The organism is Pseudomonas sp. CFSAN084952 (assembly GCF_009648855.1).
Classification (GTDB): Bacteria; Pseudomonadota; Gammaproteobacteria; order Pseudomonadales; family Pseudomonadaceae; genus Aquipseudomonas; species Aquipseudomonas paracarnis.
Window position 1 is genome coordinate 137,984 of sequence record NZ_CP045767.1, and the last position, 26,496, is coordinate 164,479.

At 55.8% G+C, this 26,496-nt stretch carries 29 protein-coding genes, 1 tRNA gene and 1 CRISPR repeat array; of the genes, 3 read left to right on the forward strand and 27 right to left on the reverse strand.

All coding sequences use genetic code 11. The annotated features are described in order from the left end of the window. Window positions 1–117 precede the first annotated feature (117 nt). The 20 genes from GH769_RS00655 to GH769_RS00760 form a co-directional block, all read right to left on the reverse strand. The gene (locus GH769_RS00655) at window positions 118–2,073 is read right to left on the reverse strand and encodes a DEAD/DEAH box helicase (protein WP_153649451.1); all 1,956 of its coding nucleotides are present in this window, start codon (window positions 2,071–2,073) and stop codon (window positions 118–120) included. Next, window positions 2,070–3,950, reverse strand: a complete 1,881-nt coding sequence (locus GH769_RS00660) for a hypothetical protein (protein ID WP_153649452.1) — start codon at window positions 3,948–3,950, stop codon at window positions 2,070–2,072. Before GH769_RS00660 ends, GH769_RS00655 begins: the two co-directional genes overlap by 4 nt. Window positions 3,951–4,058: 108 nt before the next feature. Further along, window positions 4,059–5,963 (reverse strand): type I DNA topoisomerase, encoded by a 1,905-nt coding sequence (gene topA, locus GH769_RS00665; RefSeq protein WP_153649453.1) that lies wholly within the window; start codon window positions 5,961–5,963, stop codon window positions 4,059–4,061. Window positions 5,964–6,105: 142 nt separating this feature from the next. Next, the gene (locus GH769_RS00670) at window positions 6,106–6,258 is read right to left on the reverse strand and encodes a CrpP family ICE-associated protein (RefSeq protein WP_153649454.1); all 153 of its coding nucleotides are present in this window, start codon (window positions 6,256–6,258) and stop codon (window positions 6,106–6,108) included. A 61-nt stretch (window positions 6,259–6,319) separates the two neighbouring features. Further along, entirely contained in the window at window positions 6,320–6,763 is a 444-nt protein-coding gene (locus GH769_RS00675; protein ID WP_153649455.1) for a hypothetical protein, read from the reverse strand. Window positions 6,764–6,866: 103 nt separating this feature from the next. Then, on the reverse strand, window positions 6,867–7,322 hold the full coding sequence (locus GH769_RS00680; protein ID WP_153649456.1) for a single-stranded DNA-binding protein: 456 nt from the start codon (window positions 7,320–7,322) through the stop codon (window positions 6,867–6,869). A 15-nt stretch (window positions 7,323–7,337) separates the two neighbouring features. Further along, on the reverse strand, window positions 7,338–7,877 hold the full coding sequence (locus GH769_RS00685) for a DUF3158 family protein (protein WP_153649457.1): 540 nt from the start codon (window positions 7,875–7,877) through the stop codon (window positions 7,338–7,340). Between the two features lie 5 nt (window positions 7,878–7,882). Then, the gene (locus GH769_RS00690) at window positions 7,883–8,608 is read right to left on the reverse strand and encodes a PFL_4669 family integrating conjugative element protein (RefSeq protein WP_153649458.1); all 726 of its coding nucleotides are present in this window, start codon (window positions 8,606–8,608) and stop codon (window positions 7,883–7,885) included. A gap of 7 nt (window positions 8,609–8,615) precedes the next feature. After that, window positions 8,616–9,029 carry a hypothetical protein gene (locus GH769_RS00695; RefSeq protein WP_153649459.1) on the reverse strand — a complete coding sequence of 138 codons (414 nt, stop codon included), beginning with the start codon at window positions 9,027–9,029 and terminating at the stop codon, window positions 8,616–8,618. Between the two features lie 591 nt (window positions 9,030–9,620). Beyond that, window positions 9,621–9,786: direct repeats of the CRISPR family, unit length 24 nt; unit sequence GCTGAGTTCGGATGCCGAACTCGG. 666 nt (window positions 9,787–10,452) lie between these two features. Next, window positions 10,453–11,160, reverse strand: a complete 708-nt coding sequence (locus tag GH769_RS00705) for a DUF2857 domain-containing protein (protein ID WP_153649461.1) — start codon at window positions 11,158–11,160, stop codon at window positions 10,453–10,455. A gap of 27 nt (window positions 11,161–11,187) precedes the next feature. Continuing rightward, on the reverse strand, window positions 11,188–12,966 hold the full coding sequence (locus GH769_RS00710; protein ID WP_153649462.1) for a ParB family protein: 1,779 nt from the start codon (window positions 12,964–12,966) through the stop codon (window positions 11,188–11,190). Next, window positions 12,963–13,199, reverse strand: a complete 237-nt coding sequence (locus tag GH769_RS29255; RefSeq protein WP_020303012.1) for an Arc family DNA-binding protein — start codon at window positions 13,197–13,199, stop codon at window positions 12,963–12,965. The genes GH769_RS00710 and GH769_RS29255 overlap by 4 nt, the downstream gene beginning before the upstream one ends. A gap of 34 nt (window positions 13,200–13,233) precedes the next feature. Continuing rightward, on the reverse strand, window positions 13,234–14,235 hold the full coding sequence (gene yejK, locus GH769_RS00720) for a nucleoid-associated protein YejK (protein ID WP_153649463.1): 1,002 nt from the start codon (window positions 14,233–14,235) through the stop codon (window positions 13,234–13,236). 235 nt (window positions 14,236–14,470) lie between these two features. Further along, on the reverse strand, window positions 14,471–14,992 hold the full coding sequence (locus GH769_RS00730; RefSeq protein WP_153649465.1) for a hypothetical protein: 522 nt from the start codon (window positions 14,990–14,992) through the stop codon (window positions 14,471–14,473). A gap of 162 nt (window positions 14,993–15,154) precedes the next feature. Next, a complete protein-coding gene (dnaB, locus tag GH769_RS00735; RefSeq protein WP_153649466.1) occupies window positions 15,155–16,504 on the reverse strand; it encodes a replicative DNA helicase in 1,350 nt (449 codons plus the stop codon). Further along, complete coding sequence (locus GH769_RS00740; protein ID WP_056791344.1) at window positions 16,501–16,719, reverse strand: hypothetical protein; 219 nt, start codon at window positions 16,717–16,719, stop codon at window positions 16,501–16,503. The genes dnaB and GH769_RS00740 overlap by 4 nt, the downstream gene beginning before the upstream one ends. Then, window positions 16,709–17,422 carry an HNH endonuclease signature motif containing protein gene (locus GH769_RS00745; RefSeq protein ID WP_153649467.1) on the reverse strand — a complete coding sequence of 238 codons (714 nt, stop codon included), beginning with the start codon at window positions 17,420–17,422 and terminating at the stop codon, window positions 16,709–16,711. The genes GH769_RS00740 and GH769_RS00745 overlap by 11 nt, the downstream gene beginning before the upstream one ends. Further along, window positions 17,419–18,117, reverse strand: a complete 699-nt coding sequence (locus GH769_RS00750) for a DUF2786 domain-containing protein (protein WP_178128909.1) — start codon at window positions 18,115–18,117, stop codon at window positions 17,419–17,421. Before GH769_RS00750 ends, GH769_RS00745 begins: the two co-directional genes overlap by 4 nt. Beyond that, entirely contained in the window at window positions 18,117–18,875 is a 759-nt protein-coding gene (locus tag GH769_RS00755) for a hypothetical protein (protein ID WP_153649469.1), read from the reverse strand. The genes GH769_RS00750 and GH769_RS00755 overlap by 1 nt, the downstream gene beginning before the upstream one ends. Before the next feature lies 1 nt (window position 18,876). Then, entirely contained in the window at window positions 18,877–19,737 is an 861-nt protein-coding gene (locus GH769_RS00760; protein WP_153649470.1) for a ParA family protein, read from the reverse strand. 242 nt (window positions 19,738–19,979) lie between these two features. Here GH769_RS00760 and GH769_RS00765 point away from each other — a divergent pair. Continuing rightward, window positions 19,980–20,056: transfer RNA gene (locus GH769_RS00765), tRNA-Pro, on the forward strand. 192 nt (window positions 20,057–20,248) lie between these two features. Here GH769_RS00765 and GH769_RS00770 read toward each other — a convergent pair. The 3 genes from GH769_RS00770 to GH769_RS00780 are packed head-to-tail and all read right to left on the reverse strand — an operon-like array spanning window position 20,249 to window position 22,465. Beyond that, a complete protein-coding gene (locus GH769_RS00770) occupies window positions 20,249–21,547 on the reverse strand; it encodes an NAD(P)/FAD-dependent oxidoreductase (protein ID WP_032903990.1) in 1,299 nt (432 codons plus the stop codon). 60 nt (window positions 21,548–21,607) lie between these two features. Continuing rightward, window positions 21,608–21,781, reverse strand: coding sequence for a DUF3094 family protein (locus GH769_RS00775; protein WP_014716869.1), 174 nt, complete (start codon window positions 21,779–21,781; stop codon window positions 21,608–21,610). 54 nt (window positions 21,782–21,835) lie between these two features. Continuing rightward, window positions 21,836–22,465, reverse strand: a complete 630-nt coding sequence (locus GH769_RS00780; RefSeq protein WP_003188431.1) for a DUF1780 domain-containing protein — start codon at window positions 22,463–22,465, stop codon at window positions 21,836–21,838. A gap of 129 nt (window positions 22,466–22,594) precedes the next feature. Here GH769_RS00780 and GH769_RS00785 point away from each other — a divergent pair, with 129 nt between their 5' ends. Together GH769_RS00785 and GH769_RS00790 are read left to right on the forward strand one after the other, a co-directional pair. Beyond that, window positions 22,595–23,284, forward strand: coding sequence for an energy-coupling factor ABC transporter permease (locus GH769_RS00785; protein ID WP_032903991.1), 690 nt, complete (start codon window positions 22,595–22,597; stop codon window positions 23,282–23,284). Window positions 23,285–23,348: 64 nt separating this feature from the next. Continuing rightward, complete coding sequence (locus GH769_RS00790; RefSeq protein WP_003171680.1) at window positions 23,349–23,564, forward strand: hypothetical protein; 216 nt, start codon at window positions 23,349–23,351, stop codon at window positions 23,562–23,564. Here the strand turns inward: GH769_RS00790 and yacG are convergent. Genes yacG through GH769_RS00810 form a run of 4 tightly spaced genes read right to left on the reverse strand, consistent with a single transcriptional unit; the run spans window position 23,561 to window position 26,449 of the window. Continuing rightward, a complete protein-coding gene (gene yacG / locus GH769_RS00795) occupies window positions 23,561–23,761 on the reverse strand; it encodes a DNA gyrase inhibitor YacG (protein ID WP_003188437.1) in 201 nt (66 codons plus the stop codon). The genes GH769_RS00790 and yacG overlap by 4 nt on opposite strands. Continuing rightward, window positions 23,758–24,381: a dephospho-CoA kinase gene (gene coaE, locus GH769_RS00800; RefSeq protein ID WP_032903992.1), complete on the reverse strand. Its 624-nt coding sequence runs from the start codon at window positions 24,379–24,381 to the stop codon at window positions 23,758–23,760. Before coaE ends, yacG begins: the two co-directional genes overlap by 4 nt. Continuing rightward, window positions 24,378–25,244: an A24 family peptidase gene (locus GH769_RS00805; RefSeq protein WP_032903993.1), complete on the reverse strand. Its 867-nt coding sequence runs from the start codon at window positions 25,242–25,244 to the stop codon at window positions 24,378–24,380. Before GH769_RS00805 ends, coaE begins: the two co-directional genes overlap by 4 nt. Further along, entirely contained in the window at window positions 25,241–26,449 is a 1,209-nt protein-coding gene (locus tag GH769_RS00810; protein ID WP_032903994.1) for a type II secretion system F family protein, read from the reverse strand. Before GH769_RS00810 ends, GH769_RS00805 begins: the two co-directional genes overlap by 4 nt. Window positions 26,450–26,496: the final 47 nt, after the last annotated feature.

The following is a 26,496-nucleotide window of genomic DNA, read 5'->3' on the forward strand; positions in this document are numbered from 1 at the left end:
TTAGCGGCGCAGCAGGAAATAGAGAACTGCGCCTTAGGGTTTTTATGCGAGCGCTAAACCAAGTCGTCTGCCCATAACATCGTGATATTCAGTCTTGGAGAAAGCCTACTGAATTGCTCACAAGTAATTCACTAGTTCGGATCTAGCGTTGGCCGCTGCATCCGGCTCTATCAGGTCGCTCGCTAGTTGTCGTTTATCAAGCAGCATTTGCCATAGCATTTGATCAATGGTGTTCTCCACCAGAGGGATTTTCACCACAACCATGCGTAACTGCCCATTCCGGTAGGCTCTATCCTCAGCCTGATCCTGTAATCCTGGCGTCCAGGGTAGTCCCAGGAACATGACATAGTTGGCAGCCGTCAGGTTATTTCCGGTACCGGCGGCAGAGGTGGTCGCTGCGAACACTCTTGTGTCAGGATCGCTTTGAAAACGATCGATCGCTTTTTGGCGTTTGCCGAGGGAGTCACTGCCTACCACGGTAACGCATCCGTATTCGGCCTTCTCGCACTGCGCACGCAGGGTGCTGACCGTGTCCTTGAACTCACAGAACAAGATGACTTTGTCTTCCACATCCAGTTCGCACAGCAGCTCCATGACGACCCGAACTTTCACCTGCTCCAGCAACTGGCGCAGTGAGCCTAGCCTGGCAAGACTTGGTCTGTCTTCAAGGCGTATCCGGTCGTATTCACGACGTTCCTCGACTGAGAGCTCTACCGGTAAAGTCTGCCGTTGCTTACCCTTGAGCTCCGTGAGCACGTCCTTGCGGCGTCTAAGCATCCAGTCGCCAATCGCCTCTCGAAGGTTCTTGCGAAACTCTGGACTGCCGGCGAACTGTTCGCAGAACTCCTTGAGTGACAGCTTTCCAACAGGATGCCCTGACAATCGTAGAAGTGTGTGAAGTTCTGATTCGCGATTGAGCACCGGTGTACCGGTCAATAAATAGCGATTGGGCACCTTGGCGGCAATGTCGAAGCCATGGCGCGTCCACGCCGCGGTGGGCTCTTTCAGGCGGTGAGCCTCATCGATGATCATCACTTCAAAATGGCCGGCCTGCAGGACATAGTCGCCCAAGCGCTCGTAGTTGATGATGGTCCACTGCAACGAGGGATCGAAGACCTGCAGGCCTATTCTGGCTTCGGGATACACCATCTGGATTTCACGTTGCCAGTTGATGATCAGAGTCGACAAGGTGATGACGAGGATGGGGCCGTCTCCCGCTCGAATAGCGGCGGCGATGATGGCCTGACGTGTTTTTCCTAGGCCCATGTCATCAGCGAGTAAAGCGCTCGTTCGTTGCAGCAGATGTCGTATGCCCGCTGGTTGATGATCCAGCAATGAATGCCCGGTCAACGCCTGATCGATTTGCTCACTGGTAAATTCGGTTCGCTGGATGGATGGCACAGCGGCAAGGTAAACGTCTGTTGAGACGTCTTCGTGCCCGACTGGGGCTGCGCGCTCTTGCGGCGGACCTCCGAGGCTGATGCGGGTGACCTCATCAGCGGGGACAATGGAACCGTCGGTCAGTAGTTCCTGCACGGTGTCCAGGATCTCAAACTGATCTTCAGAAAGCCCCAGCTCAAGAATGAGGTTGGAACGTACCAGTTCGGCGGTCGAATCAATGCGCCAAGACTTGGACTGGCCAAGGAACACGCCGTGCATACGCCGAGATACCGCGACGGCTCCAGGGTGATAGTCGCCCGACAGCAGAATGCCCCCCTGAGCCAGTGGGGCAATTCTGAACGTCAAACCCCAGGTGAAGGCTTGCCGGTCTGGTGATTTTTGCGCTGCTGCAAGCTTTGAAGAGAAGGTTTGCCAGCTCTCATTGAAACGACTTTCGGTCAACTCCATCAGGCGGTGGAAGAGCAGATCCAGGTCATCCAGCAATTTACCCTTGGGCATTCGCCAGTAGCGATGTTTAGGATGCTCTGCACGGCGGATGTAGAAACCGTCACGCTCAAGAAACAGGCGGTTGGCCCCCTCGACGTACTGCAGCAGGATCCCGAAGTCATAGCCGTCGAAGATCACCTTTTCGACCAGGTCCTGCTGGCGGTTCATGAGGCGCGGACGGCTCATGTTCTGCTCAGACGCAGGTTGATCCATTCCGCGCACGCTTGAGCATGCAGCTTTTTGCGGTTTCGATTTGTATAGCGAGACATGGATAGTGTTTGGTCGGGCCATTCTAGGTTGACCTCAAGCTCACCTGATTTGACCTTTGCCCAAAACCATTGGTAAGCCCGGTCAACCCTAGAGCCCGACTTAGGCGTGCGATTGCCGAGCCCTCTCAGTTGTGTCGTCACGAGATGTTTGGGAGTCAATTTTGCCGGTGCTTCGCCCCAGGCACTCTCATCCAGTTGGACTTCAGCAGAGGCCAACGATTGCCCATTTTCGCGTACTGAAAAAAGACGGCAGTTGCCCCGATAAGCGCTGTAGTCGTAACCATCAATGCAATGGCCAAGCGCTCGATGTTCTGCATCAAGGTCCGCTGGGCATTTCAGCTCGACAATTTGCAGCCCATTCGGGCTTACGAGAAGTGTGTCGTTTGAATTAAGCAGCGTCTTCCAGGGCGTTGAAGAGTCCGCTTTTGTTTGGGGATCTGCGGCATCAAGAGCTTCACGTATGTCTATCAGTGCCAAGTGAAAGCCATCCACTAAGTTGGCGATCTGGTGATAGGTAGCAGTACCTATGAAGCTATTGATTTTTTGCAGTGCGTCACGGGCGTCGGGTCCGTCGCTTTCATCAACGCTATTAAAAACATCATTCAGATCTTGCAGCCTATCAGCAATTTGAAGCCAATCAGGGTTGGACCACTCTGTCGGGCATCCTGAGAACAACCTGCTCCAGTCTTTTGTCTGCTCCAAAAGTTGATAGGGAATCTTATCCAGCAATGCAAAAAAGGTTTTCCAATGCGTCTTGGTCGAGGGGCGGCGGTTGACCATTGATGCTCCAAGCAGCAATCGATGCCACGGAGTTTCCGGACCTTCACGGTTTATTCGCGTCAATGCGCTGCCGGTATCATAAACGCGTTGTTGGCCCAAGTACCGAACTGATGTTCTTGGAGCTTGTAAGAGCCATGCCAAGATGTCGATAAGTGGGAGGCCAGTGTCCGTGATGCGGCCCATTAGGCATTCCCTGGATTCCACGTAGTAGTCGTCGTCGCACAAGATAGGTCGAAATTCTTGAAGTTCATTCCATGGGCTTTCCAGGAAAATCTTTTGCTCTTCGTCCCATGGCCAAGGCCATTGGTTGGCCAAAACTAAGAGAGGTACCAGCACCGGTTGAGCTTTCAGCGCCTGCATTCGGCGTGTCCGGTCGCCTTGAGCCAGCCAGTTATAGAGCTTTGGGGAAGGGCACTGCGCTGAACGGATAGCGAATAGAAGTTCCTGGTCCAGGCACTGGCGATACTGCTTCAGCGTGCTGCCGATCTGTTTCAAGTAAAACTGCGTGCGCGGGTTGAAGTAACGATTGTTGCTTACAGACGCATCCGAGCCTTTGCGAATAAAACTACCCAGATCCTCAACGGCGAGCGCTACTGCTGCCGCTCGTGCCGACTTACAAAACGATGTCAGAAGCACATCTGCAAACCAACGTCCCTTAAACCTCATCACCAGCTGCTGGGCTACTTGGACGGACGGTTTTTTTTTATGTACGCGATCTTTAGTTACGATCTTGCAGGCCATTAATTGCTGGCCGTCGAAGTACTGAAGCTGGTTGCCGATCCTGGCCAGAACCTGGCGCGTTTGAGCATTGGTACTGTCCCAAGCCACACACCAGCAGCGGGAGTGGACATTAGAGTTGAGGTAGTGCTCGATAAACGAGGTCAGGAGGGAATGTGAGATCTGAAAGTGCAAAGCCCAAGTCTGGGCCACTTCAATCTGGCGATCAGAGAACTTCTCCAGCTTCGGCGCTAAGATGCGCAGTCCCAACACCGATTGTCTCTTCTGTACGCTCACCCATGACCTCCTCTGCAATATCGCAGAGGAATGTCAGGTATAGGGGAGCGCGCTTCTAGGGTTAATGCGTATCGGCGTGGCAGTGATTTATGTTGGCAATGTTGGAAGTTACATCCCTCTGGGCTTTTTGAGATCGGGTTTGCCATTCAAGGTTGGAAAACTCACCTTGCACCCATTCGATTTGAAGCCCGTGCACCCCCAAAAGTCATATCCACCATCCCCTTTCTTCTGCCGCCTTACGAGGGGCTGATTGCATTTGGGACAGTTGAAATCGCCAGTAGCTACGGCTGGGCGTGAACCCGAGGACATTGGCACACTTGGCATTCCATGTTGCTGAGACAGTTCCTCTTCCAGGCGCTTATGCAGACGTGCAACGACGGCGCCGTAGGTGTCCTGGCCCTGGGCGATTTTGTCCAGGTCGCGCTCCAGCTCCCGCGTAAAATCCAGCTCAACGAAACTGAAAAAACCTTCGAGCTTCGCAATCGTTTCCTCCCCCAGCGGCGCGGGTACCAGTTTGCGACTCTTTTCCTCGATCAGTCCTTTGCTGGTAATGTTCTTCAAGATCGAGGCGAATGTGCTGGGCCGACCTATACCGCGGCGTTCCATTTCTTTGATCAGGCTGGCCTTGGTGTAGCGTGAAGGTGGTTGGGTTTTCTTCTTCAGCAGTTCGCCGCTGTGGACTGCCAGAATTTGTTTTGGGGAAAGCGCCGGCACGGGGTTGTTCGCTTCTGCGTCCTCGTCCTCATCGGTATCATCGCCCTTGAGTAGCTTCAGCCATCCCGGATGGCAGAGTGTTTTGCCCGATGCAGTGAAGCGCAGCGCTTTACCGCCAGGACCAACGGCGAGCAGTTTCGCAGTACGCACGTCGTAGATAGCGGCTTCGAGCTGGCTGGCCAACGCCCGAGCCCAGATCAACTTGTACAGGGCCAGTTCGTCATCGTTTTCACCGGCTGACCTTTCGGACCAATAGGTAGGTGTGATGGCAGGGTGACCTTCCTGCGCGCCTTCTGCAGCTTTGAACGTGCGTCGTTCATTCACGACCTTCATCCCAAGAGCGTTGGCCACCGTTCGAATATCCTCCATGGCTTCGTCTGGGACATTGGGGTTGTCTGTCCGGTGATAAGTGATCACGCCTTGCTCGTACAAGCGCTGGGCCACTTGCATGGTTTTATCGGGGTCCCATTTCAACGCGTTGCTGGCGGCCTGTTGAAGAGTCGATGAGATGAATGGTGCGGGAGGATGACGCTCGGCCTTGCGATCTTCGCAGGACTCCACGACCACGTTTCGAGTGCCGGCGACGTGCTGAGCCAGGTTGCTATCCTGAACATAGGGGAAGTCCTTGCTTGCGAAATCCGGTACCGGTTGCCATTCGGCAAACCAAGTGGTGCCCCGACTTACATCGGCAAAGAACAGACGCACGCCAAAGTGATTGATCACCTGAAAGTTGCGGATCTCGCGTTCGCGCAAGACCACAAGAAACACGGCGGGTGATTGAACGCGGCCAGCAGAAGTAGGTTTGCCCATCAGGCGCCGCAACTCTTGGGTCACCAGGTAACCCACCAAGCGATCCAGAACACGCCGGCACTCCTGTGAGGCAACCCTGTTCAGATCGATTTGTCGTGGATTGGCCAGTGCCTCTTCAACGCGCTTGAGAGTGATCTCGTTGAAGGTAATGCGTTTGTAGTTTTTGACCGCCAGAACCTGCTGGATGTGCCAGCTGATGCTCTCACCTTCACGATCAGGGTCGGTTGCGAGGTAAATTTCGCTGGCCTGTTTCGCTGCGGCTTTGATGGTTTTGACGGCCCTGGCGCTCTTATCCAAGATCTCATACACCGGTGTGTAGTTTTTACGAACTCCGGTGGTGATCATGCTGTCGTCCTGTCCTTTGGCCGGCAGGTCGCGGATGTGCCCACCACTGGCAACCACCTGCCAGTCTTCGCCTGGGCGTAGCTTCTTCATCATTGGCTGGAGCTTTTTCAGCTTACCAGGTGCCTCGATGATCAATAGCTTCACGGTGTGTCCCTCTCAAATAATCAGAGCGGGACTGTTGCGTCAGGCGGGTAGGGCTTCAATAGGAAATGGTCAATACGCGGGGGAGGGCATTAAGCGGCTATAGGTCCAGCGAGAGCTGCTGTGCCTGGGCAAAGCCCTTTAGTCACGACGCACCCATAGCGGGATGTTGGTAAGGGCAGTCATACACCCGTAGCCCTTTCCGCGCAGCGGCCGCACCAGTGGCAATAACCGTCAGGTGAGGGTTGTTGCAACTTCGCTTGTCAGAGGTCTTAGGCAAGAAAGCGTTATCACCCATGCCGGTTGCTCCTCGATGCTCAAATTCATCTACCAGCAGATCCGCGCATGGCGCGATTTTTTTACGGGAGAGTGTTGCAGCCAGGTGCCGGGATGTCGAACCAATTGGCGGCCCTTAGCCAATGCACGAAGAACTCGACGGACTGACCACTTCGTCTTTGCAAATCGTGTAAATCGCCATAAAGCTCAAGATCCTCAGACTCATCATCCCAGTTGAAAAGTTCGAAGTAGTTGGTGTCGTGGCGATCTGGATTCAAAAGCTCTTGTATGAATCTTCGTGCGACGAATGAGTTCATGTCACTGTAGTCATCAGCCCAGACGTCTTTATCACGCCAACCAGCCTTTATCCAGGAGGCGAGTCGAATGTTATCGGTGATACCGTAGAAGTCTGCTGCGTTGACGTCGCTCTCATCACAGTACCGCCAGTACAGCCGTCCCAACGTGGGGTGATCCGCTGCTACCAGAAGCCAGCCATCTGGACACCTCACCTCATCATCGTCCCGCATTGTCATACACCTTAAGGCTTCACGGTTGGGGAGGGAAAGACGTTGATGTTTTTCCCTCCACCACGAGCTTCACGATTGGGGGGCCAAAATTAAGCCCCTGCAATCAGAACGGACGGTCGGGGTCCGGGTAGTCTTCGAAATCCGGGACAGGTTGCGGACTGGACTGATCACGTGACGGGCTGCCTTGGCTCTGCGACGGTGACAGGGTCACGCTCGCAATCCTGTGCGGCAAGATAGCGACCCGCGAGGCTTGAACTTTCAGAGCCGCATTTTCCTCACCGTCTTTTTCCCAGCGATCCATTACGGCTCGGCCGGAAACGATCACGCGCATGCCCTTCTGAAACAGGTGCGAGTAGTGTTCAGCATCTTTGTGCCACCACTCGACGTTCGCCCAGAACCCCCCACGATCTTCGAATCCGCCTTTACCGTCAGGAATCGAATTGTCGAAGTAGACGTTGACTCGCATGAGCCTCCGTGGATCCTTATTGCCGTTAGGGAATTCTTTGAATTCCGGAGTGGAACCGATATTGCCTTCCCAGCCTTGTACGGGTGTGGACATGAGTGTTCTCCGACGTTATGGATGTTGCGTTTGATTGGTGAGCTGCTGCAGTCGAGCGGTGTACACGGCCTCTGCCTGGCCCATTTTTTCAGCGCACTCGGCGGCCTGTTTGGCAATGGAGTGCATCAAGCTCATTTGCATGTTCAGCGTGATGCGCTGCAGTTCCATTGCGTACAAGTCCTGCAGCATGGTTTCTGGTGTTCTGGATGAACCCATCATGTCTGCCCAAACACCGACGCCCATTCGGCGGTCCGTCACCTGCTGCCATCTCAGAAATTGGGTTCCGGCCTGGGTGTTCTGTTCTGTCAGTCGAACTGGCACAAGGGTGAATGGATACCGGCGAGCCTGGCTCAGCACTTCCTGGGCAAGTGCTTTCAATTCCGATTCTTGAACCCGGCATAGATCGGCAAATTGGCTCAACTCCCCCTTACCTTTAAAAGGCTTTAAAAGGCCTTTTAGTGAGGCAGCCTGTTGCAGTCGTTGGAAGGCATCCTGTTGCAGTGGTCGGAAGGCGGTCTGTTGCAGCACGCCGTCTTCTGAGGACGTCTGGCCCATGACCATCAGCCTTCCTCGGCATCATCAAAGTGATCACTCGCCTCGGATTGCTGTTGGCCGCGAATGATGGGGGGAGCAAAGTTCGAACGGCGGGTGCCTTCCAGGATGTCCTGCGGCAGTTCTCCGTAACGCTCATACATTTTGCGGGCTGCTTCAGCCTTGGCATTGTTGGCGGCGAAGTCATCGCGTGCAGCGCCGGAGTATTTGTAGATCTGGGCCAGGCCAAAAAGTCTGCGCAGTACGGCTGCGCCTTCATCGATCCAGGTTTCCATGTCATGGCGACCGACCAGACCGACGTGCTGGGCCAGCAAAATGCGCCTGACAATTTCGTCGTAGTTGGTCAGCAGGTACACGGCTTGGAAGCCGAGTGGATTGGCGATGTATAGAGGGAGGCTGACAGGCTGGATGGACAGGTTCTCACTGATGCTGATGGCCGGGGGAAGGGAAGCCATGGCTGTGTCGAGTCGATCTTCGATGGTTTTAAGTGCCTCCTTTGAATCCCGGATTTTCTCTTCCAGCTGGATCATCCACCAATCCGAATACGGATCATCTTGCTGGGCGCCACGTGACATGCGATTGACTACAGTGCAGAAGCCAGACAATCCGATGATGCCAACCTTGACATCGTTTTTTGGGCGTCCCATCCAGATCCGTGCAGCATGATGGGTGTGAAGGGTGAGCTTCACATCGCTGCGTAGTGAGCCAATATTGAGCCGGTAATTGTCAGCCATGGTGCTGTTATTCCTTGGAAAGAGGATTGACATGGCCATGCTGCAATTGGGCTGCTACGGAAGCAGCAATAAATCCATAGTCAGACGGAAGGGGATTTGTTGAGGCGTCTATATATAGAAAGAGCCTAGGAGGACCGACTGCCTGAGTTACATCGTTTTTGTCGGACCTTGGCTGTGTGCCACCATCGGTCTTGGATCGTGGTTGAGTGTTGCGGGCCGCAACACCCAACTCGATACACCAACCGATCTGGTATCTTGGTTGGGTGATTCGGGCCGAATCACCCAGTTCGCTGCCAACGCCGATCTCGGAGCCTGGTGGGGTGATGTGGCCCACATCACTTGGCGAGGTAGCAACATCGATCATGGGCCTCGGCTGAGTGATGTGGCCCACATCACTTGGCGAGGTGGCAACATCGATCATGGGCCTCGGCTGAGTGATGTGGCCCACATCTCTTGGCGGAGTGGCATTATCAGACATGAGTGTTGGCTGAGCGTTGCGGGCTGCATCGTTTGCTTGAGCAGTATTTCCGCACAGAATCATGGCTGCGTGCCCCGATGAGGCTTCAGTAGATTGAACATTTCGCTCAGTGTTTGATTCGCAGTTTGTATTGATTCCGGATTGCGGGGAGTCACCATCGCTTTTACCGGTTGAGCAACTTCCACGGTGCTTGAGCCCGTCGGTTGTCTATCAGTGTTCATGTGACAGGGACGTGGCTTTTCATCCGGTTTCCAGTTGCTGTTGAAGTCGCCTCGTACCGCCGTGGTGACTAGCGTCATCAGATACCCCAATGGGTTTCGAACGCTTCCCATCTCACAACGGTGCACCCATTGCTTGATGAGCGCAGGTTTCACCTCTGGAGGGACTTTCTGCAACGCCACAAGGGCACTCTGTTTCTGATCCATGGGCAGCCGGTGCAGGGCACCCAGGAAATCTGCAGTCGTGTCATCTGACGTGGGCGGTACATGTACAGAGCTTTTACAAACATCTTTGTTTGTATCTGTATACGTACTATATGAGTTCGGATTCCGAACTGAGTCCGAACTCAGTGATTTACGGCTGAGTTCGGATTCCGAACCCAGCTCAAAAGCGATTCGCTTATCGTTGGATTCGCTGAGTTCGGATTCCGAACTCAGGGTGGAGGCAGCTATATTTTGCTGAGTTCGGATGCCGAACTCGGGCGCAGTCAAAGGCTGAAGGGTTGTTGCTTGAACCCATGACTGACTGTTCAAGCGGGCTTCGATGACGTTCAGCCGGGTTGGTAAGCACCGTCCAACCTCTGGATCCGCTGCGAACTCCTTCCAGGCAATTTCAGCGACTTCACGAATCGCCTTGGTCTGATGCTCCATAGATTGAGCGAGTAACTGCAGATAGTCTCTGTCGAATTCCAGCGCTTCACCAGGTGTTACAGGTTCATCGTGAAGGAGATAGACGTTGCCTTGAACCTGGCCACTCAGGTCATTACGTACGCGACGACCGAGGCTGAGCCAGCGAGTCAGGCGAAGGGTGACCAAGGCTTTTGATACCGTTTCACGGGACGCCGGCCTGCCGGGTAGCATGCCCAGGTATGGCCGTAGCTGTTCATAAGTGGGGAACGCCGTCAGGCCGTCGTCATTAATCAGTAGGCGGAATACCTGCCAGGTGTTTCGTTCAAGCGGAGACAGTCGATCATCCAGTAGCAATCGTCGAGGAACTGTCTCATGAGGGTTACCGCTGAAAATGATGCCGGAGTAGGGCGCTGAGCCCTGAATCCCCGGTGGCGTCGACTCTTTTTTCTGACGCAGATGAGCCTCAAGATGCCCTGATGCAGAGTCCAGAAGTGTCGAGAAGGGGAGCCGGGACAACTTCATAGATCGTTGTCACCTTGCCCCATTGTCACTACCGGTAGGGCCAACTGATGGTTGGCCGATGACACCAGCTTCAAACCTTTTGTAAATCCAGCGTTAGGATGTGAAGGCGGATAAAGACCGTCTCTGATCCAGGACTGAACGCGGTGCCAGATAATCGCTAAGCTGAGGGTTTCCGTGCCTTCAGTTGAGTCGGCGCCCTGTGGGGCATTGAGCTCCTCTGCCACCAGCATGGCCACGTCCAGCAACGCCAGGCTATCGTCTAATTCAACCTGATGTTCTTTCATCAGGTGGGTCCACCGGTACCAAAGCTGAGCATCCATTTCTTCACTGAACTCTCTCCATCGTCCACGTCGTGCCGTTACGCCGATCACCAGGCGTTGAAGGGCTACGTCTTGGGGGGACAAGCCAAAGAACTGTTGTAGCATCTGCGTCGTAGCCCCCAATCGGAGAGCACGCTCAATCATGCGTACTTCTTCGTCTGAACGTTGGGCCCCGGTCAGTAGCTTCTTCACCATGTCCCCATCAATCGTGACGCTGCACCAGGAAACAGGAGTGTTAAGCAGCAAGCTCAGCACTGAGGGTTGTTGAAGCTGGGCCAAAATTTCTGGCTCCAATCCCATCTCAATGCAGCGCCGGAGTTGGCCGTTGCGCATGTGGTGCAGTACCTGAGACAGGATTGCTTCATTGATAGGTGTTTTGGACATATGACTCTCTCCCTGCCATCGACCAGATCAGCTAAGTGAATTCGGACCGTTGTTGGCCATAGACTTGATTTCTAAGTCGATCAAACGTCTTGCAAGACGAATGATTCGAAATAGCTTCACTAGGGCGCCATCGCCAAGACGGTTTTCGTTTTCTGGCGATTGATCCTTGGCAGAGGGTTGACCTAAAAGGATCTGGCCGAGGCCTGCAGCAAATTCAAAATCGGCAAGAGAGCCAGCCTGTTCAGCCTGCAATTCGGGCTGTTGCTGAATCATCTTCAGTGCGATAGCAATCGATCCGCTCAGTGACTGAAGGAGCGTCAAGGTATGCTGAGCTGTGGCAGTGACTTCAACGTCTTCACTCGGATGGCGATAGCTAAAGCCCACCCCACCGTTGACATCTAGGAACTCACCTGGTGCTTTTACTGAACTCGCTACTTCACGCGCCAACTGAGCTATATGCTGACGCAGGGTGACCGGATTATCGATCTCGCGTTCGATGTACCAGAGGTCAGAAATTGGATTTAGTCCACCGGCCTGGACCGGGATGGCCACCAAAGCATTGGCTGCAAAGTCGGGCAGTATTTCCCCATCAAGCGCTGCGACTTCGCGCTTCATCTTTTCGACCCGGGCAGATGTTTTCACCGGGCTCGCAACGTGCCCGTCTAGCCGGCTCTTCTGTTCCTCCGGACTCATTTGTTCCAGGGGCGGTGGCGTGAGCTGCGGCTTACTTGGCTCTTTGCTTATTTGTTGAGTTGTGCTCGTTTGAATCGTCCCCCCGGTTTGGGGGGCTGAAGATTGTTGTGCCGGGTTTTGAGGGGGATTGTTACCGCCCTCGGTCGTGCTAACACCCTGCGGCACACTGCCGAAGGTTATGGTGGGTTGAGGTAGTTCGAGTATCGGTGTGGATCTGCGCAATTGGTCCTGATTCTGGGTGATCTCCAGCAGGATCTTCTCGTACCCGAGATGCAGCGGCTTTTGCAGTTGAGCTATCAACTCGTCCTGAAAGCGCTGAAACAGAAACTCTTCTGCATCGCCCTCGAACTGAGACAGAACATCTTGGAAGACAGTCTCGAATTCGAGGCTCGGAGTTTTTTCATGTTCTTGATAATTGCGCTCCCAGCATTGGAGTGCACTTTTTCTCAGCCCTAACAGCTTAGTAATCCGGTCAAAACCTAGCCCCGAGTACAGCAATGCAGGAACAACCGGGAGCAAGTAGCGAATAGTGTCTTGCATGCGGCTGATGTGAGGTTGCGAAACTGGGTATCCATCAGCGGCTAACCGTCTCACTAACTCACGTTGAGATATGGACTCACCAGCCTCTTCCTCATAGAGCGCTCTTGCTTTATCGACACCGATTGCCCGCTCGATGAAAAGAAGCTGCCCCTGCAGATCGTTTTCGGCCAAGTGTCCGGTGAGAGAAATAATCTCCCCCCGGACTGCATCCCATGGACGAAAAAGGCAGTGGAACCTGAAGAATTTCTCGTCCCCAGTCTCACGATACAATTCATTGAGAATCGCGAGTCGAGTGTTGCCGCCGTTCCTGATCCGGAACTTCTCCTCACCTGGCTTACGGGTCACCGGCGGTGGCGTATCCAGGCCACGCTGACGGATCGACTCCTTGATGTCGTCGTATTTTGGATTGCGCGTGGTCCGTGGGTTCTCGTCATACGGCAGCGTCTCATCCAATGTCAGTAACATCGGTGTGTCGACGATGGGATCGCTCAAGCGGGCGGCTGCAGGCGACTTGGATTCGAAGCCAGGCAACTGCAGCTTTTCTTTCATGCTCTGGGCCAATGACGGTTTCATACTCTTGCCCCAGCTTGCTCATTGGCCGGAGCTGCAGCCAACAGTTGGTCGATGATCTTGTGGGCTCGATCCAAAGCGGCTTCAAGCCCTGCGGTTGCTTCCAGGCGGTGAACGATTTCCGAGTTCATTGACCGGGTGTTTTCACGTGCCTGCAGTGCGATTCGCTCGCGCATTCCGTCCGGAAGGCGGACTACGAATTTTTCTTCGAGCTGACGTTTGGTTTCATTGCTCATAGCGTTCTCCATTACTTATCGGGCAGGGGTATGTTCAGCGACGTTTCAACTGATCACTGAGTTGGGTAGGCAAACCTTTGATGGTGAGCGTGCTTGAAGCCTCGTCGTACTCGATCTTGTTGCCCAGCAGGTGCGCTTCGAACCTGATGGATAAGCCCTCGGCGCGGCCGGTGAAGCGGCGGAACTGGTTGAGGGTGCGCTTATCCGCCGGGATTTCCGGCGACAAGCCGTAGTCCTTGTTGCGGATATGGTCGTAGAACGCTTTTGGCCGATCTTCATCGATCAAGCTCGACAGTTCTTCCAGGCCCATGGGCTCGCCGAGCTTGGCCTGGCTACTGGCGTAGTCCACCAGGGTTTTGGTTTTTTCGCGTGCGGATTCGTTCGGCAGGTCTTCGCTTTCAACGAAGTCGCTGAATGCCTTGAGCAGGGTGCGGGTCTCGCCCGGGCCGTCGACGCCTTCCTGGCAGCCGATGAAGTCGCGAAAGTACTCCGAGAACTTCTTGCCGCTCTTGCCCTTGATAAATGAGATGTACTGCTTGGATTGCTTGTTCTTCTGCCACTCGGACACGTTGATCCGCGCTGCCAGGTGCAGTTGACCAAGGTCGAGGTGACGCGATGGGGATACGTCCAAATCGTCCGTCACCGTCACGCCTTCTCTGTGGTGCAGCAAGGCGATCGCCAGATAATCGGTCATGCCTTGCTGATAGTGCGTGAATAGCACGTGGCCACCCGTGGACAGATTTGACTCTTCCATCAATCGTTGCAGGTGCTCGACTGCCTCCAGGCTAAACTGCGTGAAGTCCTGGTTACCGTCGAAGTACATCTTCAGCCAGCCACTGAAAGGGTGTGCGCCGGACTCTGTATGGAAGAAGCCCCAAGCCTTGCCCTGTTTGGCGTTGTAGGCTTCGTTGAAGTCGGACAGCATATTTTCAAGGGCTTGCGAATTGGCCAATTCGTGTTGGCTGGCATGCAGGACAGCTGGTGTGCCGTCGGGCTTCTTGTCGATCAAGTGAACGATGCAATGACGAATAGGCATTAGATGGCATCCTGAGTACGTTGAGATTGAGTCCGATCAGCGCGACGAAGTCGGGCCTTAGCATTGAGGCCTGAGCGGTGATCGCTTGAGGTCGACGAGGTGTAAATGGACCCAAGCCCAGCTTTGGTGAACTTGATGTGGCCACCGTGAGTTCGAGAGACGGTCCAGCCGTTAGCCTCAGCAAACTCCACCAAGTGGCGAAGGTTCTCGTGCTGTCCACGTAAACGGCTGGCGTTCATTGATCAACATCCTTGTCTGCCAGAACGTTTCCGGCCTGAATCGCAATGATTTCAGCCTGGTCACCCGGAAACTTGGTTCCCAGCTCGTGTAGAAAATGACGTGTTGCTTCACGTGCGCCTGGCACGCGGAATACAACGCTGCAGTGTTGAACTGGCTCTGGATGTTGCAGGTGGGACATCACCGCCACTTTCAACGAGCAGCTTTGGAGATGACGGGGAACCCAAACCGACCAGAAGTAGCTTGAGAGCAATGCACCTGCGCAGAGCAGTTCGACGGTGAGCGTTGAACTTGCTGTTTCGGATACCTCGATGTAGCCGAGCTTCTGAAACTCCAGAAGATCGCCACGCATACTCAACGGGACCACTGTGCTGTGGTCACGAGTAAGGCGACCAATCGCTTGAGCAAGAGCGTCCAGTTCAACGGGGTTGATCCCCGTTTTATAAGCGTGAACCACGGCTGAGGCTTCGAACCCGGCACCGGCATGAATGCTTGGGAAAAGCGAGGCGTTACTGTGCATCTGGCACCTCCAGAAGCTCCTCGATGTCATAGCTATTGCAAGTTGGGCAAATCAGCACGTCCACTTCACCGTCAGGGGAGGCCGGTACAACTCCACTCACCTGATGTATCGGATGGTGACCGTCACAATGACGGCACCAATGAGAGATAGCGGGAGTATTTTTCATGGCTGAACCCCTTGCCAGCCACTGTTAGCACTGAGATTTGCAAAGCGGGTTTGGTGTGGAATAAAGGCGGTGCGCACCGTTCCGGTCGGGCCGTTACGAGCCTTGCCGATGATGATTTCTGCAATGCCTTTGTGTTCGGTCTCCGGGTGATACTTCTCGTCGCGGTACACGAACATGATCACGTCCGCGTCCTGTTCAATAGCGCCGCTATCACGCAAATCGGCGTTGATTGGGCGCTTGTTCGGGCGGCGTTCCAGTTCCCGATTGAGCTGAGAAAGGGCGACTACAGGGCAGTTCATCTCCTTGGCCAGCGCTTTAAGTGCTTGGGAGATAGCGCTGATTTCATTCGCCCGGTTTTCTTGACCTGGGCAGCGCATGAGCTGCAGATAATCAATAAGGATCAGGCTCGGGTGGCCGAATCGGCGGGCCGCACGGCGGGATTTGGCCCTGATCGCACCAGGTGTGAGACCTGATGAGTCGTCTATGACCAAGCGCTCACCGTAGCTATTGATGCGCGAAACTGCGGCGGTCAGTTTTGGCCAGTCTTCGTCATCGAGCCTGCCCTTCAACAACTTGCCAAGATCGAGATGGCCAAGGATGGCCATCAGTCGATAGAGCAGCGCTTTAGCGGGCATCTCCATGCTGAAAACCTGGACAGTACGATCAGGCTTTGCCTGCAGTGCTGTATCCACAAAGTTCAAGGCCAGGGATGTTTTACCCATCGACGGACGTGCGCCGAGGATGATCAAGTCGGCTTCCTGGAACCCAGATGTCATCTCGTCCAGGTCGTCCAGGCCTGAAGGCACACCGGTCACCACTACGTCACCATTGAAGTGCTCATCGATTTGCTCGACGACCGCCGTCAGGCACTTGTTGATGTTGACGAATTCCGATGCGCTTTTACCTTCCCCCAAGGCGAAGAGTTGCTGCTCGATGGACTCTTGAACTTCCGTGGCGTCGGCCTGCGGATCTGTAGCTTCGCGAGAGCACTGGTAGCCCAGGCTCATAAGCTGCCTGAGCTGAGAGCGATTACGTACTATGAATGCGTAGTGCTCTATGTTGGCCACTGACGGGGTATTTTTCGCCAGCTCGGCGAGGTAGGCGAGGCCACCCGCTTGGTCGGGATTCTTCAATGCGTCATGTACGGTCACGATATCGAACGGAATGGCTTTGTCGGCCAGGCTGGCAATTGTCTCGAACAGCAAGCGATGGTCGTGCCGAAAGAAATCGGAGTATTCCAGCTTATCTGCGACGAGATCCCAGGCGTTATTGTCGAGCAGAAGCCCTCCTAATACGCCTTGTTCTGCCTCGACGGAGTGGGGGGGTGAGAGGTCGAGGTGGTTCATTTCAACGGCTCCTGACCAATCTGCATAAAGCCGCTTCCACTAACCGCGTCCAGAGCCTTCACCATCGCCACTTCGACCTTGGCCGAATTGATCATCACCTGCGCAACTTCGGCCACGGCTTTGGCGCGATCGAGTTCCATTGGCTTGTCTGGATCCAGCAGGCCTTCAATAGTGGCGAACAGGTGGTTACGGAGATCCTCAATCTTATTTTTCATGTTCAGCCTCACGAATGGTTCGATTGAGCTTGCCGACGGCGCGGATTAAGGTCTTCAGCTCTTCCGGATAGCGATGGATGGTGTTGCGGCGCATACGCTCCGCTCGTGTGAGCAGCTCAAGATTGTCGAGAGCGATATGGGCCTTATTACCGTCCTTGAAGCACACGCATTGGTTGATAGGAACGGGACCGTAATGCTCTTCCCACAGCAGGATGTGCACACCTTGCCAGTCAACTGGTGGGTAACCGGTGTCAGTGATTTTTCGCTGTTGATACCCATCTGGTGTTGTGCGCAAGCTGCCAACGGGGAGCCAGTTCTCGGGCCGGTTTCCAGCCTTGAACTGTGTTGTTGCCATGCGGCCGAGTGAGGGGAGTCCCTTGACGCCTTTGTTCCAAGGGGTCATGCCCTTGGCAAAGCGGTGCTCCGTGCCTGAGCTACCATCAAATCGGCCACAGAGATTGCTGCTTAGGAATTCAGCGCTCTTGGATATGCCAAGGCGTTTGGCCTTGGCATAAACCTGATAGACGCTGAGTCCAATTTCATCTGCCAGGGCCTGGGTCGTTTCGTTGGGATAGCGGGCAATGAGCATGCGCTCCTCAGCCTCACTCCAAATATGATGCTTTTGAACCGGCATCAGCCCCAATTGGGAGCGCGCATGCTCCAAGGTAGCCTTAGCCAGAGGGGATAGACATTGACGTGTCATTGCCCACCTCCAGAAATGAGAGCGGTATGGCCTGTTTTCCCTACACCGTGGTGGAGCCGAACGTTTTGCCCTTGTTTCCAACCTGCGGTTAGCGACCCGGTATCGTGGCCTTTGGCTTCACGGGACTGGATCTCGAAGGTTTTCAGCATTGGATGGTGGTGTTCCAAGTAGGCGCTGATAGCTTTGCTTGTTTCACTGTCCATAGAGCCGGCGAATTCAGCCACTTTGTAACTCACGGCGTTTATCCAACCTTCGGCAAACAGAGCGCCGCGACGACGCTTGGTTTTCAGTTGGCATCGCTTTTGTTGGGCTACATGCTCACGGCGTGCTGCCACCAATTGGTGAAGTAGTGCGGAATACGCGTGTGCAGTGAGCTCTGGCGAAATACCTTTGCCCAAGAACTTGAAGGACCAGCCCTGTAAAGGGTTGTAGTAGGCAATGTGTTGGCAATCGAACGCTCGCGCACACGTTTGAGCCAGCAGGTGAAGCCAATCTTGGGGAGCGCGGCGGGTATGTGTGGCAACGCTCGCTTCATCTACCGTATGAGCCGCAACCTCGATGGCTTCGAGGTTGTACTGTTTCATCAGGTTTCGGGCCTGGCGAAGCGCTGTTTCAACTTCATTAGGCGATGCACCGTTGGAGTTGGCCAGTGCAAAGCATTTAGCAACTTTTTCAAGAACTCGTTGCTTATCCATCACTCACCCCCTTCGTGCTTGGTACGAGGGGAGAGCGCCTCTGACCAAAGACGCAGTGTTTCCTCTTCATCTACAGAGAGGTAAACCTGGGCACGACAGTCAGAAACCTTCTGTTTCAGCACATTGAGACGGTCCTGGACGCTGGAACCATCGTCGTAAGCAATGTCCTGCTCGATAGCTTGCACAACGTCATTACGCAGAGAGAGGACCGTGTTTATCCAGAACGCACTTGGGCTGGTCCAGCCGATGAGCTTTCGAGTTCGGGCAGGCGACAGGTAATCACGCAGCCTGAGATTGAACTCACCAGGGGAATAACCATTCCTGAAAACGTCTGCGCGATTGAGCGTCAGCGCTGTTTTAAGAATATCCAGGAGAGGTTCCAGAGCTGCTGGATCAGGGACGAAAGGTTCCAGATATGTTTCAGCTACCAGTCGCTTAGCTTCGGAATCTCGCGCTTGTTGACGACGCTTGGCCTGGCTTTCGTCGCGGCCGCGCTTCTCCTTTGCGTGCTTTATGTTCGAATTCACTGACTCGATAAGCTTCGCGGCGTCCTGCAAAAGTTGACGCTGTTCAAAGCTCAAATGAGCGCCTATACGGCCGGGCAGATGGGTACCGGTTGTCAGGGAATTGATGTCCCGTGCGGTTCCACTTAGCTTGGCTTGCAAGCTGCGCAATTGTTGAGCGCTGTAGTACTTGCCAATCTCAAGGATGACGTCTGCAGAAATGCTGCGAGCATCGGTGATAGGGGGCTTCGCCATCTCAACGATCCTCCCTCACCAATTTGGCTACCTTCTCTTCGGTCATGGCCTCGAAGCGGTCGCGCCATTCTGGAAATAGCTCAATGGCCAATTGGCGGATGACGACTAGGGCTGCTGGGGATTTGCGGTTGGAAGGCTGGCGATATTCCAGGCGGTGTGCAGGAACGCCTTGGGACGCAGCGCTACGAAACACCACTGCAGTAGGAATAATGCTGTCCAAAACGCTGATTTCTTCATTGTCTTGGAATATTTCGCGGACTGACTGCTCAATCACCTGCGCATCGGTGGTTTGATCGAGGTTGTTTATAGCGATCCGCACGGGAGGAATTTTCATACCCAGGCGCCCATATGCACGGAGGCCATCCAACATCTGCATGGTTCCACGGCTGAATTCGCGTGCGGCGAGCATGTTGGGTGGAAGAGGGGATATGACCAAGTCAGACGCGAGAACTACCATTTCCAACATGGCCGATCTGGCACCTTGGGTGTCAATCAGTACCAGGTCAAAATGGCCTTCGAATGCCGGCATCAGGTTGGCCAGTCGCAATCTGCCGTCCGGTGCCTGCAGGAGCAAGCTGTTCAATTGGTTATTTACGTCGTTCGAGATCACCAGGGACAGATTTGGAATCGTCGTGCTGGAGATGATCTTGAGGGAGTCGGTGATATTGAACGCGAGCAGGTCATAGATGCCGCCCTGAGCTTCCTCGACCAATTGGTAATACGAGGAAAGCGAAGGCTGGGCGGGATCCAGATCGATTAGGAGGGTGCGAAGGCCCGCGTCCGCGCAGAATGCGCCGAGGTTGGCCTCAATGGTGGTTTTGCCAACGCCGCCTTTGGTCGAAACGACCGCAGTAATCATCATGGTTTGGAGCCTCTAATGTGGGTTCATTAGAGGCTGCGAGGCCACGGAAATAGCCATGTGTAGCGAACACGATCCTGGGCTTTGAAGCACTAAAACCAATTGTCTTTTAACCAATTGGTCGTAGGTTCGAATCCCACACGACCCACCATTTTTGAGACCAGTTAACGCTGGAATCGAATCTTAAGATCAGAGGCCAAAAGCGCTGATCGGAGAAGGCGACTGAAAGGTCGCCTTTTTATTACCGGGGTATAGCGCAGTCCGGTAGCGCGCCTGCTTTGGGAGCAGGATGTCGGGAGTTCGAATCCCCCTACCCCGACCATATTAAAAATCCCCGTATCGAAAGATACGGGGATTTTTTTTGTGCTCGTAAATTCTGAACTCACCGCAAAATAAAGTGAGAGCGGGCTTGCTCGCGAATGCGCTGTGTCAGTCAGTACATCTGTGACTGAACCACCGTATTCGCGAGCAAGCCCGCTCCCACATTTGCCAGGCCTCCTTCGAGACCAGGTTGTTAGTGCAATTTAAGGCGTGGCTCGGTGCCGCGGCCGATCTTGCTGCCCAGCATCAGCATCGCCGTGCGGAAGAACCCATATAGCGCCATCTGGTGCATGCGGTACAGCGACACGTAGAACATCCGCGCCAGCCAGCCTTCCAGCATCACACTGCCCGTCAGATTGCCCATCAGGTTACCCACCGCGGAAAAGCGCGACAGCGAGATCAGCGAGCCGTAGTCGGTGTACGTGTAGGTCGGCAGCTCCTTGCCTTCGATTCGTAGCTTCAGCGACTTGGCGAGCAATGAAGCCTGTTGGTGAGCCGCTTGGGCCCGTGGCGGTACATTGCGGTCGGTGCCCGGCTGCGGGCAGGCGGCGCAATCACCAAAGGCGAAGATGTTTTCGTCGCGGGTGGTTTGCAGGGTTTGCAGGACTTGCAGCTGGTTGATGCGGTTGGTTTCCAGGCCGTCGATGTCCTTGAGGAAACCGGGGGCGCGGATACCGGCCGCCCAGACCTTGAGGCTGGCCGGAATCACCTGGCCGCTGCTGGTGATCAAGGCGTCGGCAGTTACTTCACTGACCGCCGAGTTGGTCAGTACCGTCACCCCTAGTTTTTCCAGGGTCTTGTGCACTGGCCCACCGATCCGCTCCGGCAGTGCAGGTAATACCCGCGGGCCGGCTTCGATCAGGGTGATGTGCATGTTTTCTGGCTTGATACGGTCAAGGCCATAGGCAGCCAGTTCATGGGCGGCGTTATGCAGCTCGGCGGCCAGCTCGACCCCGGTGGCACCGGCGCCCACGATGGCGACGCTGATCTGTTCAACGGCGTCGGTCTGCCCGGCATGGGCGCGCAGGTAGTGGTTGAGCAGTTGCTGATGGAAGCGCTCGGCCTGCTTGCGGGTATCGAGGAACAGGCAATGTTGCGCTGCGCCCTCAGTGCCGAAGTCGTTGGTAGTACTGCCTACCGCAATCACCAGGCTGTCATAGCCCAGCACGCGGGCAGGCACCAGTTCGCGGCCTTCTTCGTCGAGGGTGGCGGCCAGCTGGATTTTCTTCTGCTCACGATCAAGCCCGCTCATACGGCCCAGCTGGAACTCGAAGTGGTTCCATTTGGCTTGGGCGACATAGTTGAGTTCGTCTTCCGAGGAATTCAGCGAGCCGGCCGCCACTTCGTGCAGTAACGGCTTCCAGATGTGGGTCAGGTTGGTGTCGACCAGCGTGATGCTGGCCTTGCCACGCTTGCCCAGAGTCTTACCCAGGCGGGTAGCCAACTCCAGGCCGCCGGCACCGCCGCCGACGATAATAATACGATGGGTCATGGGGATATCTCGCAAGGCTAAAAGAAATCGGAGCAGTTACCCTCGCGAGCGCCAGGCGGCTCATAGCGTCAGGTAACTCAATAGGCGGCTCAGCGCACCGAGCCCGATTACCACGACCAGCACCACGCAGAGGAGCAGCCACGGCCGGAAAGGCTTGCGCTCGACTCTGTGCTGGGTAAGTCGCAGGTACTCTTCGACACGCTCTTGGTCATCGGGTTTCAGGCGGCTGGTCATAAAGGCCTCGTCAGGTAGACGTTGCAAAGGGGCGCCACGTTACAGCCAGGGGCATCAAAGGCTGATGCCGACATCAAACACTATGCTGCGGCCCAGGTTGTTGCGCAAGAAGTCCGGCGCGTCGGGATGTGCAAACAGCACCCTGGCAAAGGTTGGCCCCACCAGTGACAGCGAGCGCCAGCCTTGGCGCAGGTATTCGGTCGGCGGCGGAAAATGGCTGTTAAGGTCCAGCACTTCGCGTTTGAGGCTGGTAAACGCAATGAGGTCCAACTCCCCCAGGTCCATGCCGCGTTCTTTGTAGTTGTGGGCTTTTTTACGCAGTGTGGGGGCCAGGCGCAGCAGGAATTCATGGGCGGGAATGCGCCGTGGCTTGGCTTCGCGCCGTACCAGTTGGCTCAAGGAGAAAGCACTGCGCCTGCGCAGCAACTCATCGCGCCACTCGTCGTTCAGGCGACGGCCTTCGTCCAGCACAAAAAAGACCTCGAAGCTGGCGTCGCGAAACAACACGTCGGGCGGCTCCTGGCCCGCAGCGTGAAACTCTTCGACGCGGTAGGGCACGTTCAAGCCTTGCAGCAGGCGCTGGCAGACCCAACGCTCACGCTCCCACTTGCGGGCATTGGACAGAAACGCATTGGCTTGTTCGGCTGCTACGGTGAGCAGGCGCAAATAATCTGAGTCATCCATAGTCGCAGCTTAGCGTTCAAATGATGACCACAGGAAGTCTTGCCTTAAAAACGCGGGTGTAGAATGCTGATGTGGAGCAGGCCCAGGGACGAGGTGTGTGATGAGGTTTTTGGTAAAGGCAGAGCATCCGTGATCAGTGCAGCGGTTCTGGCACCCCAGACCCTCGGTATCGGCTGGCTGGTGTATACGCCCGTGTTAATGTGGGCGATGCTGCGCTCGCCATGGGTGGAGCTGTTTGCCGACCGTCGGCGCCAGCATTTGCTGTTCGGCACGGTGTTCGCGCTGTTCATGCTGTGGCTCGTGCGACGGGATTTCGATACCGGCGTGTCCTACCACTTTATCGGCATGACCGCCGTGACCTTGCTGCTGGATTGGCCGCTGGCAATCGTCGGTGGCTTTGCCGCCCAGCTTGGCTTGATGCTGTTGGGGCGCCAGGATCTGGCCGCGCTTGGCGTCAATGGCCTGCTGCTGATCGTGCTGCCGGTGCTGGTCACCGAAGGGTGCGCGCTGTTGGTAGAGCGGGCGCAGCCGCGAAACCCCTTTGTGTATATCTTCTGTTCGGGCTTTTTTGCTGCCGCCCTCTCGGCATTGCTATGCCTGTTGGCCGGCTTGGGCTTGTTGTGGTTCGACGGTCTTTTTGCGATGCCTGAGTGGTTGGAAGATTTTGTCGGTTACCTGTGGCTGATCATCTTTCCCGAAGCCTTTATCAACGGCATGGTCATCAGCGCGCTGGTGGTGTTTTGCCCGGAATGGCTGGAGACGTTCAACCGCACTCGCTACCTCTCGGCGCCGTGGAAGGACGACGATTCGCGGCGTTGATCCAGGTCAAATGCCAGGCCGCGGCGCGGGTCCATGCTCTGCAAAATTTTCAGGAGCACGGACAATGAGTGTGTACGAGTGGGCACGGCAGGAGTTGCGCAGAAGCCAGGATGCAGCGCAGGAAATCGGTTTTGACCCCGGCTTGACCTTGCGGGCCATGCTCAGTGCGGTCGTGCAGCAAAGCAAGGGTGTACGCAGTTTTGAAGACCTGGCCGACGAGTTGCAATACCTTGCAGAGAACCTCGACGACCAGCAGGAATATGCCTTTATGCGCCCTTAGTGGCGTGGCGGCAGGTCTTCGGAAAACAGTTCATCTTCGGCGTCAGGGGCCACGGGAATCTTGTGTTCTTCAGCGGCCCAGGCGCCCAGGTCTATAAGCTTGCAACGGTCCGAGCAGAACGGTCGGTTGAGGTTGGTCGCTTTCCATTCCACGGGTGCACCGCAGGTTGGGCAGTCGACGGTCAGGGGTTGGCTCATGATCGGCCTCCACGCAAAGTAAGGTAAAAGTGGTGCAGTCGCTCGACCTCGCCGTGCAGCCAGGCGAGGTCCTTATCGTTGACCAGCACGTCATCGGCATGGTTCAGGCGGTCTTCGCGGCTGGACTGGGCCTTGAGAATCGCCTGCACCTGTTGTTCGCTGATGCCGTCGCGCTGCAGGGTACGCTGAATCTGCAGTGATTGCGGCACGTCGATCACCAGGATGCGCTGGGTCATGCTGTACTGCCCGGACTCGATCAGCAGCGGCGACACCAGGATCGCGTAGGGCGATTGGGCGCGTGCCAGGTGGCTGCGAATTTCCTCGGCGATCAGCGGGTGCAGCAAGGCTTCCAGCCACAGGCGCTCTTGCGGGACCTCAAAGATCAGTTTGCGCAGCGCGGCACGGTCCAGTTGGCCGTCGGCTTGCAGCACGTCGCTGCCGAAGTGTTCGGCGATGCGTGCCAGGGCCGGGCGGCCAGGCTCGACCACCCAGCGCGCGGCGTGATCGGCATCCACCAGGTCGATGCCCAGCTTGATAAAGTGCTCGGCCGCAGCACTTTTGCCGCTGCCAATGCCGCCCGTGAGCCCAAGAATCCAGGGTGTTGCAACAGAAGTGGTCATCTGAAACCGACAGACTGCAAATAGAAGTCGGTTATTTGACCACCCCAGAGCAATGCAATCCAGCCGGCAATTGCCAGGCAGGGGCCAAACGGCATCGGCGCTGACACCTGGGCCTTACGCAAACGCAGCAGGATCAGCCCGGCAAGCACGCCCAGCAGCGAGGCCATCAGCAGGGTCATCGGCAGAATCTGCCAGCCGCCCCAGGCTCCCAGCAAGGCCAATAACTTGAAGTCGCCATGGCCCATGCCGTCTCTGCCGGTGGCCATCTTGAACAGCCAGAACAGGCACCACAAGCTCATGTAGCCGATAACCGCGCCCCACACTGCATCGGGCAGTGGCGTCAACAGGTCAGCACTGTTGAGGATCAGCCCCAGCCATAGCAGCGGCAGCACCAGCACATCCGGCAGCAGTTGGTGGTCCAGATCAATCAGGCTCATGCCCAGCAAGCCCCAACTCAACAGCATCACCGCGCCGGCTTGCCAGCCGAAGCCGAAGTGCCAGGCGACAGCGGTTGAGATCAGCGCGCACGCGAGTTCGGTGAGGGGGTAACGCAGGCCGATGGGCTCACGGCAGTGGGCACAATGCCCCCGGAGCAACAGGTAGCTGAGCACCGGGATATTTTCCCAAGGCCGAATCGGTTGATCGCAGCGCGGGCAGCAGGAGTTCGGACGCATCAGGTTATAGGCCGGCCCACCGGGCTCGGCTGGCAAGTCGAGAATCTCATGGGCCTGTGCACGCCATTCCCGCTCGAGCATTTTGGGCAGGCGCCACGCCAGCACATTGAGGAAGCTACCGACGATCAGGCCCAACACCAGCGCCAGGCCAACAAACGCCCAGGGATGTTCGCTCAGCAGCAGGCTCAAAATGCCGTCCCCAATTGGAACACCGGCAGGTACATGGCCACTACCAGCGCGCCGACAATCCCCCCCAATACGACCATGATCAGCGGCTCCATCAGGCTGGTGAGGTTGTCGACCAAGGTATCCACGTCTGACTCGTAGTGGTTCGCGACTTTTTCCAGCATGCGGTCCAGGGTGCCGGACTCTTCCCCGATTGCGGTCATCTGGATCGCCATGCCTGGGAACAGGCCGCTGTTATGCATCGATTGATTCAACTGCATGCCTGTGGATACATCGTGGCGCATACGTTCGATTGCCTGTTTGAAGGGGCCATTGCCGACGGCGCCGGCCACCGAACCCAATGCCTGTACCAGAGGGACGCCCGCCGCAAAGGTGGTGGAAAGTGTACGAGCGTAGCGGGCGACCGCAGATTTGTGCAGCAGTTTGCCTGCCATGGGCACTTTCAACAAACCTGCTGCCCACCAATGGCGAAACCCCGGGTAAGTACGGTAGGCGTGGCGCCCCACAACCAGCGCCGCGCCCACACCCAGCCCCAGCATCCACCACGCCTGTTGCAGCAGTTCCGACAGCGCGATGACCCCCAGGGTAAACCCGGGCAATTGGCCGTTGACCCCGGCGAACAAGTTCTGGAATTGCGGCACCACATGGATCAACAGCACTGTGCTCACCCCTGTGGCAATTACCAGTACCGCGATAGGGTAGGTCATGGCTTTCTTGATCCTGGTTTTGAGCCGTTGGCTTTTTTCCAAATGAATCGCCACGCGCTCCAGCAGGGTTTCCAGGGCGCCGGCCATTTCGCCAGCCGCCACCAGATTGCAGTACAGCTCATCGAAATGGCGGGGATATTGACGCAGGGCAGCGGCCAACGGGTGGCCGCTGGCAATATGCTGTTTCAACGCCTTGACCAGTTCGCGCAGCTGTGGGTTTTCGACGCCTTCGCTGATGATGTCGAAGGCTTGCAGCAGCGGGATGCCGGCTTTGAGCAAGGTGGCCAACTGGCGAGTGAACAGGGCGATATCTGCAGGCGTTATTCGCGTCTTGAAGATGTGTAAACCATAAGATTTCTTGCGCACACGCTCAGGGCAGATCCCTTGCTGGCGCAGTTGTAGCTTGATCAGCGCAAGGTTATGGCCGGCGATTTGCCCGGACACCCGGCGCCCTTTGCGGTTGATGCCTTCCCAGGCATAAATTGTCGACGTGTCGTTCATGTGAGGTTGACGCACCCAGGTCGTGAAGAATTTATAGCTTAGTCAGG

Coding starts and splice junctions, on each gene's coding strand:
- yacG (WP_003188437.1), bottom strand. CDS start 23,761: ATGAGCCAACCCCTGACCGTCGACTGCCCAACCTGCGGTGCACCCGTG.
- GH769_RS00690 (WP_153649458.1), bottom strand. CDS start 8,608: ATGGCTGACAATTACCGGCTCAATATTGGCTCACTACGCAGCGATGTG.
- GH769_RS00790 (WP_003171680.1), top strand. CDS start 23,349: ATGAGTGTGTACGAGTGGGCACGGCAGGAGTTGCGCAGAAGCCAGGAT.
- GH769_RS00780 (WP_003188431.1), bottom strand. CDS start 22,465: ATGGATGACTCAGATTATTTGCGCCTGCTCACCGTAGCAGCCGAACAA.
- GH769_RS00675 (WP_153649455.1), bottom strand. CDS start 6,763: ATGCGGGACGATGATGAGGTGAGGTGTCCAGATGGCTGGCTTCTGGTA.
- GH769_RS29255 (WP_020303012.1), bottom strand. CDS start 13,199: ATGAGCAATGAAACCAAACGTCAGCTCGAAGAAAAATTCGTAGTCCGC.
- GH769_RS00745 (WP_153649467.1), bottom strand. CDS start 17,422: ATGACACGTCAATGTCTATCCCCTCTGGCTAAGGCTACCTTGGAGCAT.
- GH769_RS00670 (WP_153649454.1), bottom strand. CDS start 6,258: ATGGGTGATAACGCTTTCTTGCCTAAGACCTCTGACAAGCGAAGTTGC.
- GH769_RS00655 (WP_153649451.1), bottom strand. CDS start 2,073: ATGAGCCGTCCGCGCCTCATGAACCGCCAGCAGGACCTGGTCGAAAAG.
- GH769_RS00810 (WP_032903994.1), bottom strand. CDS start 26,449: ATGAACGACACGTCGACAATTTATGCCTGGGAAGGCATCAACCGCAAA.
- GH769_RS00705 (WP_153649461.1), bottom strand. CDS start 11,160: ATGTCCAAAACACCTATCAATGAAGCAATCCTGTCTCAGGTACTGCAC.
- GH769_RS00730 (WP_153649465.1), bottom strand. CDS start 14,992: ATGCACAGTAACGCCTCGCTTTTCCCAAGCATTCATGCCGGTGCCGGG.
- GH769_RS00770 (WP_032903990.1), bottom strand. CDS start 21,547: ATGACCCATCGTATTATTATCGTCGGCGGCGGTGCCGGCGGCCTGGAG.
- coaE (WP_032903992.1), bottom strand. CDS start 24,381: ATGACCACTTCTGTTGCAACACCCTGGATTCTTGGGCTCACGGGCGGC.
- GH769_RS00775 (WP_014716869.1), bottom strand. CDS start 21,781: ATGACCAGCCGCCTGAAACCCGATGACCAAGAGCGTGTCGAAGAGTAC.
- GH769_RS00750 (WP_178128909.1), bottom strand. CDS start 18,117: ATGGATAAGCAACGAGTTCTTGAAAAAGTTGCTAAATGCTTTGCACTG.
- GH769_RS00680 (WP_153649456.1), bottom strand. CDS start 7,322: ATGTCCACACCCGTACAAGGCTGGGAAGGCAATATCGGTTCCACTCCG.
- GH769_RS00755 (WP_153649469.1), bottom strand. CDS start 18,875: ATGGCGAAGCCCCCTATCACCGATGCTCGCAGCATTTCTGCAGACGTC.
- GH769_RS00685 (WP_153649457.1), bottom strand. CDS start 7,877: ATGGGCCAGACGTCCTCAGAAGACGGCGTGCTGCAACAGACCGCCTTC.
- GH769_RS00695 (WP_153649459.1), bottom strand. CDS start 9,029: ATGATCGATGTTGCCACCTCGCCAAGTGATGTGGGCCACATCACTCAG.
- GH769_RS00740 (WP_056791344.1), bottom strand. CDS start 16,719: ATGAAAAATAAGATTGAGGATCTCCGTAACCACCTGTTCGCCACTATT.
- yejK (WP_153649463.1), bottom strand. CDS start 14,235: ATGCCTATTCGTCATTGCATCGTTCACTTGATCGACAAGAAGCCCGAC.
- dnaB (WP_153649466.1), bottom strand. CDS start 16,504: ATGAACCACCTCGACCTCTCACCCCCCCACTCCGTCGAGGCAGAACAA.
- GH769_RS00710 (WP_153649462.1), bottom strand. CDS start 12,966: ATGAAACCGTCATTGGCCCAGAGCATGAAAGAAAAGCTGCAGTTGCCT.
- GH769_RS00760 (WP_153649470.1), bottom strand. CDS start 19,737: ATGATGATTACTGCGGTCGTTTCGACCAAAGGCGGCGTTGGCAAAACC.